Source organism: Clostridium sp. C8 (assembly GCF_001010885.1).
GTDB classification, from domain to species: domain Bacteria; phylum Bacillota; class Clostridia; order Clostridiales; family Clostridiaceae; genus Clostridium; species Clostridium sartagoforme.
On the sequence record NZ_LBMX01000099.1, the window covers coordinates 22,146 to 40,659 of the forward strand.

An 18,514-nucleotide genomic window follows, 5' to 3' on the forward strand; every position below is an offset into this window, starting at 1 on the left:
TGATTATACTAAATTTTATCAGCTTTTTATCTTTCCTCCTTTCATTTCTCTCCTTCATTTGAAAGTTTCTTACCCTATTATTATAAAATGTAAAATATGTTCTTTTATAATAATAGGAATTTACAAATGTATCTTTTTATTAATCTTTACCCTTTTAGAAATTTTTCTAAACACTGTATTTATATAGTGAATTTGGGTATAAATAGTATGAGCTAATTTTACATTATTTATTAGTAATAAAATATTATTATGTTAGTGAAAAGTTATATTATCTTGCTGTATTTTTTCTCTTTAGATATAGCTTTAACAACTTAACTTCTATAAACAATTTAACCAAATATTCTTGAAATATAATTTCCTATAAAGCAAAAAAAACTCCCTAAGGAGTTTTGACAACAATTATACATTATTCATTTCATCTATTGCTCTTACATTCCACTTAACAAAAATTACAAGTGCAATATTAGCTGCTGCCGTTATAAGTAAAATTATTCCTATTGGTATTCCTGCTTCTATTATCTGCCCATATAATAATTGCCCTGGGGCTACACTTATGGTTGCAATGGCTGTTGAAAAGGCTGAAACTTTACCTAACATTTCTAATGGTACTTCCTTTTGTATAAATGTTAATGTTAGTACATTTGATAATGATAAAGACATCATAATTGCCATACCAGAAATGCCAAATAAAATTGCTAATACATAGTTATTTGCTTTCACGGCTCCTAATGAAGACATTAGTAAAACTCCTGCAATCATTGGAAAATATGTATAATGTACCTTTTTCATTGAAAACATCTTTGGTTTTATGCTTATCCAAAATCCTCCTATTATCATTCCTAAAACAAATATTCCCTCAACTATTCCATAAATCTGTGATGGTAATCCTAAAAAAATATTTATAAAGTATGGTGCTAGTATTGTTAGCACTGGAACTAAGAATATGTTACATAAAGCATATGAAGCTATAATTCCAAGAACAACCTTTTTCTTTTTTGATAGATATTTAAAGGTTTTGTACATATCCATAAAGGAATCTTTTATAAATCTTACTGATAAAACTTTGCTGTTAGTGTTTTTGCTGTTTTTAGTATTCTGATCTTTACTTCTTGTTATTTCAACTGTTGGTGCTATCTCCATATCAGATATATCTGTAACTAAATTTAGATCTTTTTTATCTAAAGAACTAACATTAAAAGCTTCTTCTTCATCCACATTCTTAACTACATCTGGAATATCTAAAAACATTTCCATTACTGCTGAAGCAAAAAAACTAATTGCATTTATTATTACTATTAATTTTATTCCTACTATTCCATATAAAATTCCTGCAAGTATTGGTCCTAAAAAATTTACTACTGATCCTACTTGACTTATTATTCCATTGGCACTTGTTAGTTTTTCTTCATCCACTACTTGTGGAATTGAAGCTGTTACTGCTGGTCCATATAATGTATAGCATATTGATAGCATAAACATAACTGCTGCAACTATCAACTTATGATCATTTCCACTAAATACTACAAAAGCATAGCCTCCAATTAGTATTGAGCAGAAAAGGTCCAAATAAACCATTATCTTTTTTCTATTTACATTGTCTGATAGCATCCCAGCAATTGGTGCAAATAATATATATGGTATTGTTGATATTGCTAATATATTTGCAAAGGCAGCTGTACTACCTGTAAATTCTAGTAAGTATAAGGACATACTAAATCTTTGAATGGCGTTTCCAAACAAAGATATAATTTGCCCTATAACTATTATTATAAAATTTTTATTTTTCATGTTCACCCCTTAGAAGTTCATATTCCATACATATTGGATAATCTCCATTTTCACTTGTTTGAAGATTAGCCTCTACTCCATATATTTCTTTTAAAGTACATTTCGTAATAACATCTATTGGTTTTCCCTGGCAAATAACTTTGCCCTTTTTAAGACCTATTATGTTATCTGCGAACCTACAAGCATTATTAAGTTCATGAAGTACTATAACTACTGTAATTTTCTTTTCCTTATTAAGTTTTTTTAGCACCTCTAATACCTCAAGTTGATATGACATATCTAAGTAAGTTGTAGGCTCATCAAGCATTATAATATCTGTTTCTTGAGCTAAAGTCATAGCAATCCATGCCCTTTGTCTTTGCCCTCCAGATAAATTTTCAACTTCTCTATCTGCAAACTCTAAAAGTCCAGTTTCTTCAATTGCCCAATCAATAACTTCTTTATCATGGCTATTTAATCCACCTATCATCTTTTGGTGTGGAAATCTCCCGTAAGCTACAAGTTCTCTTACTGTAATCCCACTTGGACATACTGGTCCTTGAGGAAGAAATGCTACTTCTTTTGCTATAGATTTTTCTTTTATTTTCTTTATATCTTTACCATTAATTAAAATATTTCCAGACCTTGGCTTATTAATTCTTGCTATTGTTTTTAAAAGAGTTGATTTTCCACAACCATTTGCTCCAATTATTATACTAACTTCACCCTTTGGTATAGATAGATTCATATTTTCAATTATTATATTATTTTCATATGAAACTGATAAATTCTTTATACTAATAGCTTCCATAATTATTTCTCCTTCATCATTAAATAAATAAAATATGGTACTCCAAATATTGATACAGTAATTCCAACTGGAATTTCAATTGGAGAAAATAAATTTCTTGAAACTGAGTCTGCAAGAAGAATTATTATAACACTTATTATTGCTGATATTGAAACAAAGTGCTTATGATAAGGTCCAACTAGTTTTCTTGCAATATGAGGAGATACAAGTCCTAGAAAGCCAATGTTTCCTGCAAAAGCTGTTGCAGTTCCTGCTAATATAACTACATAGCTTAAAAACTTTTTTCTTTCTTTTTCTATATTTAATCCTAAAGATATTGAAAGCTCATCTGAGAGATTTAAAATATCTAATTTCTTATGGTTTAACAATACTAATATGAACATTAAAGTTATTATTGGTATGATTACTTTAGCATAACTCCACCCTGATCCCCAAAGGCTTCCTGAGGTCCAAACTAAAACTCTGTTGTAATCTCCAAGCCCCCCTCTAAATGTACTAAATACTATAAATGCATTAAGAGCTGAATTCATACCTATACCAATTAAAAGTAATCTTTTTGGCTTTATTCCATTTTTGCTAGATAACATATACATTATAAATGAAGAAACTGCTGCTCCAATTATAGCCATAAAGGGAAGAACAAAAATAGATAAAGAACCAAGCTCACTATAATAATTTGCTGTTTTATATGTAATGAATAAAACTGCTGCAACTGCTGCTCCTGCATTTATACCTATAATTCCTGTTTCTGCTAAATCATTTTTAGTTATGGTTTGAAGTATTGAACCTGCTGTAGATAATGCAACTGCTACAAATATTCCAACTAACATTCTTGGAAGTCTTATATTTAAAATTGCTGTATTTTGAAGTTTTGTCCCTTTTCCAACTAAAACATTGATAACTTCTAGTGGAGATATTTTATAGGTACCCCAGCATAGTGTAACTAAGAAGGAGGCTATTAATAAGATTAATAAAATGATTAAAACTATTTTAAATCTTTTCTTTTTCATTATCCTCTCTCCTTTCTAGCCACAGCTATAAAAAATGGTATTCCTATTAAAGCTGTAAATACTCCAATTGGAGTTTCATATGGATCTAATAACATTCTTGCTGCAACATCTGCAAATGTTAAAAGTGTTGCTCCTAATAAAAATGAACATGGTATATTTCTTCTATAATCTTCACCTAATATTTTTCTAACTATTTGTGGAACAATAAGTCCAACAAAAGCTATATTTTTTCCAACTGCTACTGCTGCTGCACACATTGGTATAATAACCATAAGTGTTGTAAATCTTATTTTTTCTGGATTCTGCCCAAGTCCAATTGCAACATCATCTCCAAGGCTTAAAATATTGATTTTAGGTGATAATAAAATTCCTATAATAAGTCCTATAATTCCTACCCAAAACACTAACCTAAAATCTGCCCAACTTGCATTTCTAAAACCACCAGATACCCAAAATCCTATCATTTGAGATTGATTTGATAAAAGTCCTATTATAGTTGTTAAAGAAATGAAAAATGTACTCATAGCTGTTCCTGCTAAAAGTATCTTTGCAATGGAATTATTATTTGCTTTTTTAGATATAAATCCTAAAACTATTAATCCTGTTATAAGTGCTCCTATTAAGGATGCTATCATAACATTTTTAATATTTACTGATATTCCTGCTGCATAAAATATTGCTATAACTAGTGTTGCTCCTTGGCTGACTCCCAGAATTGAAGGTTCAGCTATTGGATTTCTTGTAACACCTTGAATCATTGCTCCTGTTACTCCTAAAATTCCCCCTGTAAATAATACAGATAAAGCTCTTGGAATACGAACATCCCTAATTAACATAAGCTCAAGTGTTTCACTGTAATTAAAGATACTGTCCCAAATCTCTGAAAAGCCAATATGGACAGCCCCTAGCCTTACAGCTAGAAGCAGTCCTATTGTTAGAAGTAACATACTACAAATTGTAAAAATTATCGTACGTTTCTTACTTTGTTCCATTTAACATTTCACCTATTTCATCTATTAATAATTCCCTACCTATTGAGCTGTATCCTTGATTAAAATATGGTGATGATTGTAGTTTAACTACTTTTCCTTCTTTAACTGCTGGTAAGCTGTTCCATATAGCATTACTTTCAAGTTGTGCTAAATCTTCATCTGTTGCTATTAAGAATATATAATCTGATTTAATTGATGCTAATCCTTCATATGTAACTACTGGAAGACTAATATCACTTTGTTCTGGCATTCCTTCTGGTTTAGCAAGGCCCATATCTTCATATAAAACATTTCCAAATCCTGCTCCATCAAATATAAAGAATTGTCCACCACTTGCTAAGAATGAAAGATAAGTTGTAGATTCACCATATTCTTTTTTAACTTTATCTCCAGCTTCTTTTGCTTTTGATTCATAATTTGAAATCCACTTATTTGCTGCTTCTTCCTTATTAAATACTTTTGCAAATGCCTTAACATCTTCTTTCCAGTTTAATGCTTCTAATTTAATCATAACTGTTGGAGCAATTTCATTTAATTGATCGTACATTTTTTCTTGAACTGTTGATATAACTATTAAATCTGGGTTTAAGTTCATAACTGCTTCTACATCCATAGTATCTTGCATGCTATATCCTAAAATTTCTGCTCCCTTTAATGTTTCTTCTAAATATGCAGGAAACTTAGTATAGTCATAAGCATCACTATTTGCTGTTCCTATTACCTTATATCCTAATATAGATAAAATATCACTATTTCCACTTAAATCCACTATTCTTTGAGGTTCTGCTGGAATCTCAACTTCTCCTCTAACATCTGTTACCTTTACAGTTTTATCTGATGCTTTGTTTTCAGTTGTAGTTCCATTTGTACCACATCCTACAAGCATTATTGCAGTAACACATGATGCAACTATTGTTTTTAATAAATTCTTCTTCATAATATACCTCCGATTATTCAGTTCACAGTGCACAGGGCACAGTTCACAGTTTTTGTTTAGTTCACAGTGCACAGGGCACAGTTCACAGTTTTTGTTCAGTTCATTGTGCACAAGGCACAGTTCACAGTTTTAGTTCAGTTCACAGGGCACAGGGCACAGTTCACAATTTTGTTCAGCTCATTGTGCACAGTTTTTACTATTATGTATTAATTAATTTTTTATTGATAATACTTTTCACTTGTTTATTACATTAGTAATTGTATGTGATATTCATTCTCAATTCAATATCTGCATCTAATTTGATAATTTTATCATCCAATATAATAATTTTTATATGGAAATTATAGATTTTCTGCTATAATAATTTTATTCAGTTCACAGTGCATAGGGCACAGTTCACAATTTAGTATGAAACCACTATGTAGTTTTTGAAAGTTAGATTTATTTTAACTCTTTCAGCGTTAGTAAAATAATTTTCTAATTCAGCTCTACTGAATTATTTCCTTAACTGTGCACTGTGACTTGTTAACTGTGAACCAAAGATAAATGTTACTTTGTAAAATTTATTATTTCCTAAGGGAAAAATTTTATTAATATAATAAGATATTTTTATAATTAAAAATAGGGGGACATTAAAAACAAATGATATCAAAATCAACTTATGAGTTTCAAAAAGAAGTTTTGAGTAATATGACATTTTCACCTCATTCTATGGGAAACTACACTATATATAAGAATGATGATAGGCCCGATCTTGGGTATTTTATTAAATATAGTCGAGAAGGATACTATGATTTTGGAGTTGGTGATTATACTATACCAAATGAATTTTCTTTATCTTTTAATCATAAAGAACCAATAATGCGTTTTGGTACTGTATATACTGGGGTTACAAAGTTTAAGATAGAAAATAACCCAATCTCTTCTTTTTCTCCATCTTCATTTTTTGTTGTGGAAAAAAATATAAAAGGATCTCAAGTATGGAAAAAGGGACAACACTTTCATGGAGCAGAAATAACTATTTATAAAAAGTTTTTTGATGATATTATAGATAAAAACTTTCCTAATACACTTGGTTTTAATAACTTTATAACTAATTATACTTATCGCTATCTTCCTCTGGAAATAGCAACTATTGTTCAACAATTAAGAAACTTAGTACAAGCTAATAAATTAACTTTATTATATTTAGAAAGTAAGATTCTAGAAGCAATTGCTTTAATGTCACAAGAAATTCAATGTTCGATTGAAAATACTTTTACAAATCAATTAGATTATGGTGATATTATGATTGGAAAAAATAGACGAGTTTCACTAACAGCTTCTGATGTAAATGCACTACAAAAAGCCCATGAAATCTTAACAAAGGAGGCATGCAATCCCCCTACAATAAATACATTAAGTAAGATGGTATTTTTAAATGAGCAGAAATTAAAAGCAGGATTTTCATCAAAATATCATATGTCAATTAGCCAATATACTACATCTATTAAAATGAATATTGCAGAAAACTTATTATCTACAACAGACTTAAGTATTGAAGAAATTTCTAAAATGGTTGGATATAATTATTGCGGAAACTTTGTAAAAATGTTTAAAAAGACTCATGGGAAAACACCGCTAGCTTTTAGGAAGATGAAAGAATAGTAATATTTTGCGAAGCAAAATTTCTAGTGCACAGTTCACAAGGCACAGCTCACAGTTGGTTTCATTTTTTTAGGGAACAGGTAGCAGGTATCAGGGAACAAGCTCAATTATAGTCTGCTACCATTAATATCCTCCAAAAGCTTACTATCTTCTCTTGTTTTTCTTATGAGCCATTTATTTTCTCTTAAATATTTATTTACATATAATCTAAAATCAATTTCCTTAAATTCATCTATAATTAATTTATTTTTACTGTCTAAATATTGCTTTGCTAACCTATTATCATAGTCGCTCATGTTTAAGAATGTTAAATGTATATTTTCATAATTGAAGAACTTCTTCAATATAGGCAAAATTATCTCCTCTAAATTAATTTCATCCATAATATCGTATCTTTTTATCATTAAAACTAAGATATCTATATCACTATTGCCTTCTCTCCAGTATTTAGTGCCATAGCTTCCAAACACGGCTAATGAAATTAAATTATCGATTTTATTAAGTTTTAAATCATTTAATAATTTCATAATATCATTCCTTATCTTTTAACAATTTTCTATATACTATATTTTAACATATATATTCTTCCAATCATCAGATAATTTAAATATTAAGAATGAAAAAGTGATTTTCTATATTAGGATTAGTTATCATATATGCTAAATTGGATAATTTATATTTAAAGATTATTTATATAGTTTTAATTCTTTCCTATATATTTTATTTAAATTCATTAAATTCCTTCTTTGCATATTCATGATGTTCCATGCATGCAACTAAAGGCATATCATATCCATCTTCTTTAAAATTTATTTCTGTAAGGCTTGTCTGTTTTATAAATGGTGGATCCCATAAAGTATCTATATCTCTATTTTCTAATGCTGTTAAGTAGGACTTTAGTGTAATTGTATGAGTTACAATTAAAATAGTTTTGCCCTTTTCTTTTTCTAAAATTTCATTTATTGCTTCAAAGGCTCTTTCTTTTACTTGGTAGAAATTTTCTCCATTTCCTGTTGGTATATATTTAGATGGTACATTCCAAAAGTTATAATAATTTTCTTCACTTAAGGATTTCATTTCTTCTTGGTTTAAGCCTTCCCATCCACCAATTCTTATTTCTTTAAGTCCATCGTGAGTAATTAAAGGAATATTTCTATCTCCTTTAACTATTTTTGCAGTATTAAAGGCTCTTCCTATTGGACTAGCATAAATAACATCTATATGTAAATCCTTCATTCTATCTCCAAGCCATTTCCCTTGATTTTTTCCTAATTCAGTTAGTGGTGAATCTCCCCACCCTTGCATTATTCCTTTTTCATTCCATTCTGTTTCACCATGTCTTGTTAAATATAATTTAGTCATAAAATACTCTCCTTTTAATATCTCTTGTATTTTCTTAATTATATTATACTTGTCTTCTATATTATTTTCAGTATTCATTTTGATTTATATATAAAAGATTGTTGATAGCTTAGCCACCAACAATCTTTTAAAACACATATATATGATGTAATTACCATTGCATACTGAATTACAAATATTTTATTATTTCAAATATTCTTCTGAAATATTCACCTTAAAATCTCTAGCCAAATCTCTAAAGTTTTGTGAACTTATAGTTTGTCTCTTTCCACCCATTGATAATACCTTTACAAGTATTTCAGCAGATTTTTCTACTGTATCCATAAGACCAAATGTTAAGTCTAAGTCTTCTCCTGAGCAGAATACTCCGTGATGAGCCCATATTACTATGTCATGTTTTTTCATTAATTCACTTGTAGCTTCTGCAATTTCAGTTCCACCTGGAACCATCCATGGCACAACCCCAATTCCACTTGGAAATACTACTGGGCACTCTGTAGCCATTTCCCATAATTCTCTTGTAAATACTACTCCATCAAGAGGTAGTACAAATGTTAATGCTATTATATTAGTTGCATGAGAATGCATTATAACTCTATGCTTTCCACCTGTTTGTTCATATTTAACATAGTGACTCATAAGGTGTGATGGAAGTTCACTAGTTGGTTTAGCATCATTTATAAGACCCCAAACAATTTGGTAGTTTTCTCCTATTTCATCTATTTTAATTATTCCTACATTAGCTTCTAAATCAATTCCTACATTTCTTATAAACTTTCCACTTCCAGTTACTAAAAAATATTCATTAGCTAAGTTTTCAACCTTTACTCCAATTGATTTATATTCTGTAGACTCATCTATAAAGTCTTTAATTTCATTAACCTCTTCTTTTGTTAATCTATAAGTAATATTTCCACCATTTCTTTCATGCCAACCCTTAAGCCAAGCATCGTTAGTCATTTTTTGAAAGTTTTTGATAAATTTAATATCATTCATTTCCATTCATTATTACCACCTTTGCAATTCATTAGTTACCTTGTGAAAATTAATTTCTTTTTGATAACTCAATTTCTTCGTATTCTTTAACTTCTTTTATCCAAGCTTCCCCTACTGGAACATTATTCTTTTCACAGTAATAATTCCATATGTCTCCCATTGGATAAGTTTTTAACTCTTCCATTAAAGCTAATCTTTCTGTAAAGTTACCTTCATCTTGGTATTTCTTTAATAATTCATTAGGTATAAGCATTGCTGATAATAATGCTTTAATCATATTTCTTGTACCTATAGTCCATGCTGCTATTCTATTTATGCTTGCATCAAAGAAATCAAGACCTATTATAACTCTATCTAAGGCATCATTTCTTACTATTTCTTTGGCAATTTCTTTAAGCTCATCATCGAAGATTACTACATGGTCACTATCCCATCTAACTGGTCTACTTACATGAAGTGCTACTTTTTCATTGAATAAAAGCATAGCTGATAGCTTGTCTGAAACTACTTCTGTTGGATGATAATGTCCTGTATCCATTAAAGACAATATGTTATTTCTAGCTGCAAAGTTTATATAAAATTCGCTTGATCCTACTGTATAGCTTTCTGCACCTATTCCAAATACCTTAGATTCTACACAATCTAAATTATATTTTTTATCTATATCTACTGCATAAATTTGTTCTAAAGAATCTTTAAGTCTTGCTCTTGGTCCTAATCTATCACTTGGAATATCTTTATATCCATCTGGTATCCAAAGATTTGTTACACAAGTTTGGCCAAGTTCTTTTCCAAAATATTCTCCTATTTTCCTTGAAGCTATTGAATGTCTTATCCAAAAATCTCTTATCTCCTTATTAGGATGAGATAAAGTTAAGCCATCACAAGCTTTTGGATGTGAAAATATAGTTGGATTAAAATCTAATCCTAGTTCTTTTTCTTTAGCCCAATTTACCCAATTTTCAAAATGCTCTGGCTTTATTTCATCTCTTTCTATAACTTCACCATTTGTTTCTGCATATATTGCATGTAAGTTAACTTTATGTTTACCTGGAATTAAAGATAATGCCTTGTCTAGATCTTTTCTTAATTCTTCTGCATTTCTAGCTTTTCCTGGGTAATTTCCTGTAGCTGCAATCCCTCCTGAAAGTTCACTTTGTGAAACCTCAAATCCAGTTACGTCATCTCCTTGCCAGCAGTGGATTGAAATCTTAACCTTTTTAAGATCTTCTAATACTTTATCTACATTAATTCCAAATTTCTCATAATCTTTTTTTGCTTCTAAATATCTTTCTTTTATATTCATAATGTCCTCCTAATTTATACATTTTATGGCTGTATATTTTTTTATTTCAAAAGATTCTGCTATAAGTTTCCTAGCTTCTCTTAAATCTTCTATTTTATTAAAGCTAAGCAGTTGTGCAATTATATTTCCTATTGCTGTTGCCTCAACTGGCCCTGCTAAAACTTCTTTATTAGTTCTATCTGCTATTAATTGGTTAAGCAGCTCATTTTGACATCCACCACCAAAGACATTAATTCTTTCATATTTCTTTTCAAATATTTCTTCAAGTTCTTTAATAGATTCTCTATAGCTAATACCTAAACTGTTAAATACACAATAAGCTATTTCTCCAGGAGTTTTAGGTATGTCTTGATTAGTTTCTTTGCAATAATCTTGTATTTCTGTAATCATATTTTCAGGATTTAAAAATCTATCATGATTTACATCTATAATTGATTTAAAGCACTCTGCTTCTTTAGCCCTTACAACTAATTCTTGAAAAGAATACTCATCTTTATACATCCTTTTTACTTCTTGTATAATCCAAAGTCCCATTATATTTTTTAAAAATCTAAACTTATAATCAATTCCACCTTCATTAGTGAAGTTGTAGTTCATAGACTGTGGAACGCATATTGGAAACCTGTTCTCAACACCCATAAGTGACCAAGTTCCTGAGCTTAAATAAACACTATCATCGTCATTACATACTGAGGATATAAAGGCAGAGCCTGTATCATGAGTTGCAGGTAAAACTACCTCCATATCAAATCCAAATTCCTCAACTAATTCACTTCTTAAATTTCCAAGGCTAGTTTTAGGAAGTTTTATCTCTTGGAATATGTCTCTATTTATTCCTAAAGAATCTAAGATATTTTCATCCCAGGTTCTATCAAATGAGTTTACAAGCTGAGTTGAGGTGGCATTTGTATATTCATTAACTTTTTTCCCTGTTAAGAGGAAGTTGAAATAATCAGGTATCATTAAAAAGGTTTTAGCTTTTTTAAGATTTTCTGGATTTTTCTTTTTAATTGCCATAAGCTGATATATTGTATTAAATCTTTGAAACTGAATTCCTGTATAAAGATATAGCATATCTTTAGGTATTATCTTAAAAACTTCTTCCATTATCCCTTCTGTTCTATCATCTCTATAAGCTACTGTATTTCCTAATATATCTTCATTTTCATCTAATAACACAAAATCTACTGCCCAAGTATCTATCCCTATGCTTTTAGGAATCTTCCCTATTTCCTTGCATTTTTTTATTCCATTTTTTATTTCTAAAAATAAGTTTTTTAAATCCCAGCAATATTCATCATTAACCTTTTTTATTCCATTACTAAATCTATAAACTTCTTCTAATTTAAGCTTACCATCTTCTATAAATCCTAATATATGTCTTCCACTAGAAGCACCAATATCAATGGCTAGATGATATTCCATAACCTATTCCCCCTATCAAGAAATCATTTACTTAACTTGATTATATTATTTATAAAAGTTATATTTAATAACTCTATTTGTTTAATTTATTATCCTTATTTGCAAAAAAGTAGTAGACATATGTAAATTTACTTATGACCTCGTTTCACTCGAAGTCAACGTAAACTTACATATGTCTACTTGAAAACTGAAGGAAGGAAATTATAAAAAGTTATTCACGTAGTAATCTTTTTATAATTTCCTAGAAAAAGTAGAACACTACTAGAAATTTCTAATAGTCTTCTACTTTTTTTCTCTATATTCTTTAGGCGTAACTTTATACTTTGTTTTAAATATCTTATAGAAATAAGTAAGATTTTCATATCCAATTAAATCTATAACTTCAACTATAGGATATTCTGTAAACTTTAAAAGCTCTACAGCTTTGCTAAGTCTTTTTTCTTGCAGTAGTTCTTTAAAAGTCATCTTAGTATGCTTTTTAATTAATTTGCTTAACTTATAATGTGGTTGCTTAAGTTCTTTAGACAGCTCAAAAAGATTTCCTTCTCTGTAAAACTCATCTATATATTTTAAGCATTGAATTATTAACATCTTTTCATAATTATCCAATATTCTTATGAGTATAGCTATAATCCTTTATATGAAGACAACTTAGATATATTGAAAGAGTTTCTTACTATAAATAACGAGAAACTCCTAAAATTAAGATCAACTAAATATTATGAAAACTATTTTTCTATTAAGTTAACTACTTCTGATAACTTTGAAGGAACTATCTTAGTAGGCCCTACTATTTCCTGTGGAATAGATGAAAAATCAATTGATTTGCTTATCAAAGAATTTAATCTTCTTGCTAAAGATAGAAGAAAGTTAATAGATTATTATAATCATCTAATCATAATGGATTTTAATAGTTTCAGCGATATAGCCTTATTACTTTATAATTTAATTTATGATTATAAATTAGATTCATATGATCTTTTAACAAATGATCAAGCATTAATTAATGTTGAATCTAAAAAGAATAATACAATTGATACTTATCTCTCTACAAATAAACGAGAATTTGTATTACATCACTCTCAAAAATACGAAAGAGAGTTGTTGACTTGGATAAAGGAAGGAAATATAAAAAAACTAAAAGATCTTACTGAATCAGAAAGTAATATTGATGGAAATAAGGGAGTTCACTCAAAAAATCCATTAAGAAATGAAAAGAATATATTTATTAGTTTTACATCATTAGTATCACATGCAGCTATTGAGGGTGGACTAGATTGGGAACTAGCTTTAAGTCTTAGCGACTTTTATATACAAACTGTAGAAGAGTGTAACGTAATTGTAGATATATATAATTTATATGAAAAGATGTTTTTAGATTATGGAGAAAGAGTACATAAAATTAAAACTAGTAACTACTCTATTTCTGTACTAAAATGTCTTAACTATATATCTCAAAATTTATATACAAAAATATCTTTATCTCAAATTGCAAATCATACCTCTGTAAATCCTAGCTATATTTCTTATTTATTTAAAAAGGAAGTGGGCATATCAATTACAGAGTATATTCAAAGGGAAAAAGTTGAAGAAGCAAAAACTCTTATTGAATCAGGCGAAAAATCCTTTGCTGATATATATGTATCTCTTGGCTTCATTGATCAAAGCCATTTTACAAAAACTTTTAAAAAATTTGTTGGTATTAGCCCAAAGGATTATAGGTTATTATATTCATCTATAAATTAAGTGTTATAGACCTTAATAAATTTAAATGCCTTAGTGTATAAACTACTAGCCTATTAACCTAAAAGGACTTTCCTTACACTCATAGCTATAAACTAATATAAATCGTTATTAATTTCTCTTGCATTGCTATGAATCTTAACTACCATAAAGACCTAAGGCATTTTCAAACCTTAGGTCTTTATATTACTGAAGTTTACTTATTTCATCAAAGGATTTCTTGAGAGCTGGATATAACTTATTATATACATCATATATCTTATTGTATTTTGTTACATTTTGAGAAGTCGGATTTATAGAATCTGTAATATTGATAAAACTCTTACATGCTTCATCTACACTTTTATACAGCCCACATCCTACTGCAGCAAGTATTGCAGCACCATATGCTGGACCTTCCTTAGAGCTTATAACTTGAACTTTTACTCCAAATATGTCAGCTAAAATTTGCCTCCAAAGTGGGCTCTTTGCTCCACCTCCACTTACTCTAATCGCTTCTACCGGAACATTAAGACTCTTAAGTATTTCAAGAGAATCTCTAAGACCAAAGCATACACCTTCAAGTACAGCTCTTGTCATGTCTTCTCTGCTAGTTGTAATATTTAATCCAAAGAATACTCCCTTTGCATTAGGATCACTATAAGGTGTTCTTTCTCCCATTAAATATGGCAAGAATACAAGTCCATTACTTCCTACAGGTGATTTGGAAGCACCTTCTAATAATAAATCAAAAGCATCGCCTTCTACTTTTAAATCTTTATTTATTTCTTCAACCCACCATTTTAAGCAAGATGCAGCTGAAAGCATAACTCCCATTTGATGCCATCTTCCATTTGCATGGCAGAAAGAGTGAAGTCTATTAAGTTCATCAACTTCATATTTATCACTGCTTGCAAAAACTACTCCTGATGTTCCAAGTGCAACTGATAAAATTCCACTTTCAACTATTTCTGTTCCTATAGCACCGGCAGCTTGATCTCCAGCACCACCTACTACTACAGTTTCTTCTGTAAGTCCAGTATATTCAGCTGCTTCTTTAGTAAGCTTTCCTGTAACTTCCCATGACTCATAAATTTCAGGAAGTACTTCTTCTTTTATATCAAGTATTTCAAGCATTTCCTTAGACCATTTTCTTTCTTTAACATCAAGCATTAGCATACCTGAAGCATCAGAAACATCTGTTGCAAATACTCCTGTTAACTTATATCTTATATAATCCTTTGGAAGCAGAACATGTGCTATATTATTAAATATTTCTTCTTCATGTTTTTTAACCCATAAAAGCTTTGGTGCAGTGAATCCTGTTAAAGCTTTGTTTCCTGTATATTGTGATATTTTATCTTGGCCAATTTCATTATTTAAATAATCACACTCTTCTTGTGTCCTTTGGTCACACCAAAGTATTGCAGGTCTTAATACATTTCCTTTTTTATCCAATATAACGAGACCATGCATTTGTCCACTAAATCCTATTCCTTTTACGGTTTCTCCACTTATATTTGAAGTTTTGACTAATTCTTTTATACCATCTCTTGTAGCATTCCACCAATCTTCAGGATCTTGCTCTGCTAAGCCAACCTTTGGATAGCTAACATCATAATCTTTAGCAATTGAACATACAACTTGACCTTCATCATTCATAATAACTATTTTAACCGATGATGTACCTAAATCTACTCCTATAAAATTCATTTTTAATCCCCCATTGAAAATTTCTTATTAAAAGAGTCTTCCTAATTTTTATTACTTATAAATTTTAAAAACCAAAACTATTTAAAATAGGCATAAGAGCTGCTCCAAGTATATTTGAATCATCTTGTAATCCTGAAAATAATATTTTTACATCGTCTTTTTTATAAAATTCATTACATTCAAAAATTTTACTTGAAAGTTTACTACTAAAAATATTTGAGTGCTTACTTATATCTCCTCCAATAACTATATAATCTGGATTGAATATAAATATTAAGTTTTCTATTCCTTCTACAAGATTTTCTATATATTCTTCAATTACATTACTTGCAGTATCTTCACCAGAAATAAATCTTTGAACTAATTCATCTATCTTTTTTACTTTATCCTTAGTATTTTCATTGTAATCTTTTATTAATGCACGGCTTGAAGCATAAGTTTCCCAGCAACCACTTCTTCCACAATTGCATTGCCTTCCATTTTTAGCAATGCACATATGTCCAATTTCCCCTGCTCTTCTATCCCTTCCCCTGTACATATCATTATTTAAAAGAATTCCTCCACCTATCCCTTCTGTAATTGAAACATAAATAAGATTTTTCAAATCCCTTGCTACACCAAGTCTAGATTCAGCTAAAGCACCTGAATTAGCTTCATTTTCTAGAAAAATAGGTAATTTAAAATAAGAATAAATTTCTTTAAAAGATATATTCTTTAGTCTAAAGTTTGTTGCAACTTCTAAAGTAAGCTCCTTTTCGTTAACTGTACCTGGAAGAGAAAAACCAATTCCTAATAATTTATTTTCTATATTAGTCATAGAATTAATTAAATCTTCTATTAATGATTTCATAATACTTAAGACTTCGCTTTCAGTAATAACATCTAATTCTTTGCTTTTATCTTCAATTATCTTGGAATCTAAATTAGTTAAAATAGCTCTTACATAATTTCTTCCAAGGTCAATTCCAATACTATATCTTGAATCAGGCAAAAACCTTATAATTACTGGCTTTCTGCCGCCTGTTGAAGTTGCCATTCCAGCTTCCTCTACTATTCCCTCTTCCTTAAGCTCTCCTACAATTGTTGTTACAGTAGGAACACTTATATCAAGTTTTCTTGATATATCCAGCTTAGTAAGTTCTCTTTCCTTAGAAAGTAATTTAATTATTCTCTTTTTATTGTTTATTTTTATATCACTATTATCTAAAACTATCATTTTATCACCACTTATAAATATAATGTAGAGACAATTACTGCCTCTACATTATTTTACATCATTATTCGTTAAATATATATTGATTTAATTTTGCTTCTAAAAGTTCTTGTCTTCCTGATTTATTTTTAATTAAACTATTAGTCAGCGCATATTTTTCTAGTGATTCAAAATCTGCTTTTCCTTCAAGGATATCCTTACCAATACCTTCTGTAAAACTCTTATATCTTTCAGCAACAGCAGCTTCAAATTCTCCTTCTTCAAGCATTTTGTATGCAATTCTTAAACCTTGAGCTAAAGTATCCATGCCAGCTATATATCCAAGAAATAAATCTTCTACTTCAAAAGAAGCTCTTCTAACTTTAGCATCAAAATTAAGTCCTCCTTGACCTATTCCTCCATTTTTAAGAACTTCGTACATAAGAAGTGTTGCATCATATATATTGGTTGGGAATTGGTCTGTATCCCATCCTAAATTTGGGTCTCCTTGATTTATATCAAGGCTTCCTAATACTCCATTAATTCTTGCTAATGCAACTTCATGTTGGAAAGTATGTCCTGCAAGTGTAGCATGGTTAGCTTCTATATTCATTTTGAAATATTTATCTAAACCATAATTTCTTAAAAAAGCTAATACTGTAGCTACGTCAAAGTCATATTGGTGCTTTGTTGGCTCTTTTGGTTTTGGCTCTATTAAGAATTGTCCTGTAAATCCAATTTTATGTGCATAATCAACTGCCATTTGTAAGAATCTAGCTAAGTTGTCTTGCTCTAATTTTAAATCAGTGTTAAGTAAAGTTTCGTAACCTTCTCTTCCACCCCAGAATACATAGTTTTCTCCACCAAGTTCTTTAGTAACTTCCATAGCCTTTTTAACTTGAGCTGCTGCATAAGCATATACATAAGCATTACAAGTAGTAGCAGCTCCATGTACATATCTTGGATTACCAAAAGCATTTGCTGTTCCCCAAAGAAGTTTCTTGTTATAAGTTTTCATTAATTCCTTACAATATGCAACTATTTCATCAAGGAAAGCATTAGTTTCTGCTAAATCTTTTCCTTCTGGAGCTATATCTCTATCATGGAAAGCAAAATAATCCATTCCAAGCTTGTCCATTAACTCGAAAGCTGCTTCCATTTTTGCCTTAGCTACCTTCATTTGATCTGTTTCATTGTCCCAAGGTTTTTGATAAGTTCCCACTCCAAATGGATCTGATCCATTAGCAGCTAAAGTATGCCAATAAGACATTGTAAACTTTAAATGTTCTCTCATAGTTTTTCCGCCTATAACCTCATCTAGATTATAGTACTTGAAAGCAAAGTCATTTTTAGAATTTTTTCCTTCATATTTTATATATGGTACATTTGCAAAGTATTCAACCATTTTACATCCTCCTAATTTTAGTCATTTTAAATAAAAATATATTATTTTGTGTTTTTTGATCTTCTTAAGGAAATTGTTTTCATATATTATATTTTTATTTTACTATGACTTAAATTCTTTTTTAAGATGTTTTTAAATGTACTTTAAAAAGTTTTTAATATATTTGAATCATATATTAATTATTACAGTTATAAAAAAGTTGATAATGAATTAAGCATAAAAGTAACCA

At 29.4% G+C, this 18,514-nt stretch carries 16 protein-coding genes; 2 read left to right on the top strand and 14 right to left on the bottom strand.

Going from position 1 to position 18,514, the window contains the following annotated elements:
- Positions 1 to 399: 399 nt before the first annotated feature.
- Genes AAT22_RS15945 through AAT22_RS15965 form a run of 5 tightly spaced genes read right to left on the bottom strand, consistent with a single transcriptional unit; the run spans position 400 to position 5,517 of the window.
- Positions 400 to 1,788, bottom strand: coding sequence for an MFS transporter (locus AAT22_RS15945; RefSeq protein WP_047001968.1), 1,389 nt, complete (start codon positions 1,786 to 1,788; stop codon positions 400 to 402).
- Positions 1,778 to 2,578 (bottom strand): ABC transporter ATP-binding protein, encoded by an 801-nt coding sequence (locus tag AAT22_RS15950; RefSeq protein WP_047001969.1) that lies wholly within the window; start codon positions 2,576 to 2,578, stop codon positions 1,778 to 1,780. The genes AAT22_RS15945 and AAT22_RS15950 overlap by 11 nt, the downstream gene beginning before the upstream one ends.
- Positions 2,579 to 2,580: 2 nt before the next feature.
- Entirely contained in the window at positions 2,581 to 3,588 is a 1,008-nt protein-coding gene (locus tag AAT22_RS15955; RefSeq protein ID WP_047001970.1) for an iron ABC transporter permease, read from the bottom strand.
- A complete protein-coding gene (locus AAT22_RS15960; protein ID WP_047001971.1) occupies positions 3,588 to 4,580 on the bottom strand; it encodes an iron ABC transporter permease in 993 nt (330 codons plus the stop codon). The genes AAT22_RS15955 and AAT22_RS15960 overlap by 1 nt, the downstream gene beginning before the upstream one ends.
- A complete protein-coding gene (locus AAT22_RS15965; RefSeq protein WP_047001972.1) occupies positions 4,567 to 5,517 on the bottom strand; it encodes an iron-hydroxamate ABC transporter substrate-binding protein in 951 nt (316 codons plus the stop codon). Before AAT22_RS15965 ends, AAT22_RS15960 begins: the two co-directional genes overlap by 14 nt.
- A 642-nt stretch (positions 5,518 to 6,159) precedes the next feature.
- Between AAT22_RS15965 and AAT22_RS15970 the strand changes: the two genes are divergently transcribed.
- Positions 6,160 to 7,164, top strand: coding sequence for an AraC family transcriptional regulator (locus AAT22_RS15970; protein WP_047001973.1), 1,005 nt, complete (start codon positions 6,160 to 6,162; stop codon positions 7,162 to 7,164).
- A 107-nt stretch (positions 7,165 to 7,271) separates the two neighbouring features.
- On the opposite strand, the gene AAT22_RS15975 is transcribed toward AAT22_RS15970, so the two are convergent.
- The 6 genes from AAT22_RS15975 to AAT22_RS16000 all read right to left on the bottom strand — a co-directional run bounded on the left by AAT22_RS15975 (position 7,272) and on the right by AAT22_RS16000 (position 12,862).
- Positions 7,272 to 7,691, bottom strand: a complete 420-nt coding sequence (locus AAT22_RS15975; protein ID WP_047001974.1) for a nucleotidyltransferase domain-containing protein — start codon at positions 7,689 to 7,691, stop codon at positions 7,272 to 7,274.
- A gap of 193 nt (positions 7,692 to 7,884) precedes the next feature.
- The gene (locus AAT22_RS15980) at positions 7,885 to 8,526 is read right to left on the bottom strand and encodes a histidine phosphatase family protein (RefSeq protein ID WP_047001975.1); all 642 of its coding nucleotides are present in this window, start codon (positions 8,524 to 8,526) and stop codon (positions 7,885 to 7,887) included.
- Positions 8,527 to 8,709: 183 nt separating this feature from the next.
- Positions 8,710 to 9,528: a rhamnulose-1-phosphate aldolase gene (gene rhaD / locus AAT22_RS15985; protein ID WP_047001976.1), complete on the bottom strand. Its 819-nt coding sequence runs from the start codon at positions 9,526 to 9,528 to the stop codon at positions 8,710 to 8,712.
- 43 nt (positions 9,529 to 9,571) lie between these two features.
- The gene (gene rhaA / locus AAT22_RS15990) at positions 9,572 to 10,828 is read right to left on the bottom strand and encodes an L-rhamnose isomerase (protein WP_047001977.1); all 1,257 of its coding nucleotides are present in this window, start codon (positions 10,826 to 10,828) and stop codon (positions 9,572 to 9,574) included.
- 9 nt (positions 10,829 to 10,837) lie between these two features.
- On the bottom strand, positions 10,838 to 12,253 hold the full coding sequence (rhaB, locus tag AAT22_RS15995; RefSeq protein ID WP_047001978.1) for a rhamnulokinase: 1,416 nt from the start codon (positions 12,251 to 12,253) through the stop codon (positions 10,838 to 10,840).
- Positions 12,254 to 12,535: 282 nt separating this feature from the next.
- Positions 12,536 to 12,862 carry an AraC family transcriptional regulator gene (locus tag AAT22_RS16000; RefSeq protein ID WP_242849836.1) on the bottom strand — a complete coding sequence of 109 codons (327 nt, stop codon included), beginning with the start codon at positions 12,860 to 12,862 and terminating at the stop codon, positions 12,536 to 12,538.
- 51 nt (positions 12,863 to 12,913) lie between these two features.
- Here AAT22_RS16000 and AAT22_RS16005 point away from each other — a divergent pair, with 51 nt between their 5' ends.
- On the top strand, positions 12,914 to 13,999 hold the full coding sequence (locus tag AAT22_RS16005) for a helix-turn-helix domain-containing protein (RefSeq protein WP_242849837.1): 1,086 nt from the start codon (positions 12,914 to 12,916) through the stop codon (positions 13,997 to 13,999).
- 183 nt (positions 14,000 to 14,182) lie between these two features.
- Here the strand turns inward: AAT22_RS16005 and xylB are convergent, their stop codons facing one another.
- The 3 genes from xylB to xylA all read right to left on the bottom strand — a co-directional run bounded on the left by xylB (position 14,183) and on the right by xylA (position 18,285).
- Positions 14,183 to 15,688 (bottom strand): xylulokinase, encoded by a 1,506-nt coding sequence (gene xylB / locus AAT22_RS16010; RefSeq protein ID WP_047001980.1) that lies wholly within the window; start codon positions 15,686 to 15,688, stop codon positions 14,183 to 14,185.
- Between the two features lie 64 nt (positions 15,689 to 15,752).
- On the bottom strand, positions 15,753 to 16,904 hold the full coding sequence (locus AAT22_RS16015; RefSeq protein ID WP_016205622.1) for an ROK family transcriptional regulator: 1,152 nt from the start codon (positions 16,902 to 16,904) through the stop codon (positions 15,753 to 15,755).
- 61 nt (positions 16,905 to 16,965) lie between these two features.
- The gene (gene xylA, locus AAT22_RS16020) at positions 16,966 to 18,285 is read right to left on the bottom strand and encodes a xylose isomerase (RefSeq protein ID WP_016205623.1); all 1,320 of its coding nucleotides are present in this window, start codon (positions 18,283 to 18,285) and stop codon (positions 16,966 to 16,968) included.
- Positions 18,286 to 18,514: the final 229 nt, after the last annotated feature.

Coding starts and splice junctions, on each gene's coding strand:
- AAT22_RS15945 (WP_047001968.1), bottom strand. CDS start 1,788: ATGAAAAATAAAAATTTTATAATAATAGTTATAGGGCAAATTATATCT.
- AAT22_RS15950 (WP_047001969.1), bottom strand. CDS start 2,578: ATGGAAGCTATTAGTATAAAGAATTTATCAGTTTCATATGAAAATAAT.
- AAT22_RS15955 (WP_047001970.1), bottom strand. CDS start 3,588: ATGAAAAAGAAAAGATTTAAAATAGTTTTAATCATTTTATTAATCTTA.
- AAT22_RS15960 (WP_047001971.1), bottom strand. CDS start 4,580: ATGGAACAAAGTAAGAAACGTACGATAATTTTTACAATTTGTAGTATG.
- AAT22_RS15965 (WP_047001972.1), bottom strand. CDS start 5,517: ATGAAGAAGAATTTATTAAAAACAATAGTTGCATCATGTGTTACTGCA.
- AAT22_RS15970 (WP_047001973.1), top strand. CDS start 6,160: ATGATATCAAAATCAACTTATGAGTTTCAAAAAGAAGTTTTGAGTAAT.
- AAT22_RS15975 (WP_047001974.1), bottom strand. CDS start 7,691: ATGAAATTATTAAATGATTTAAAACTTAATAAAATCGATAATTTAATT.
- AAT22_RS15980 (WP_047001975.1), bottom strand. CDS start 8,526: ATGACTAAATTATATTTAACAAGACATGGTGAAACAGAATGGAATGAA.
- rhaD (WP_047001976.1), bottom strand. CDS start 9,528: ATGGAAATGAATGATATTAAATTTATCAAAAACTTTCAAAAAATGACT.
- rhaA (WP_047001977.1), bottom strand. CDS start 10,828: ATGAATATAAAAGAAAGATATTTAGAAGCAAAAAAAGATTATGAGAAA.
- rhaB (WP_047001978.1), bottom strand. CDS start 12,253: ATGGAATATCATCTAGCCATTGATATTGGTGCTTCTAGTGGAAGACAT.
- xylB (WP_047001980.1), bottom strand. CDS start 15,688: ATGAATTTTATAGGAGTAGATTTAGGTACATCATCGGTTAAAATAGTT.
- AAT22_RS16015 (WP_016205622.1), bottom strand. CDS start 16,904: ATGATAGTTTTAGATAATAGTGATATAAAAATAAACAATAAAAAGAGA.
- xylA (WP_016205623.1), bottom strand. CDS start 18,285: ATGGTTGAATACTTTGCAAATGTACCATATATAAAATATGAAGGAAAA.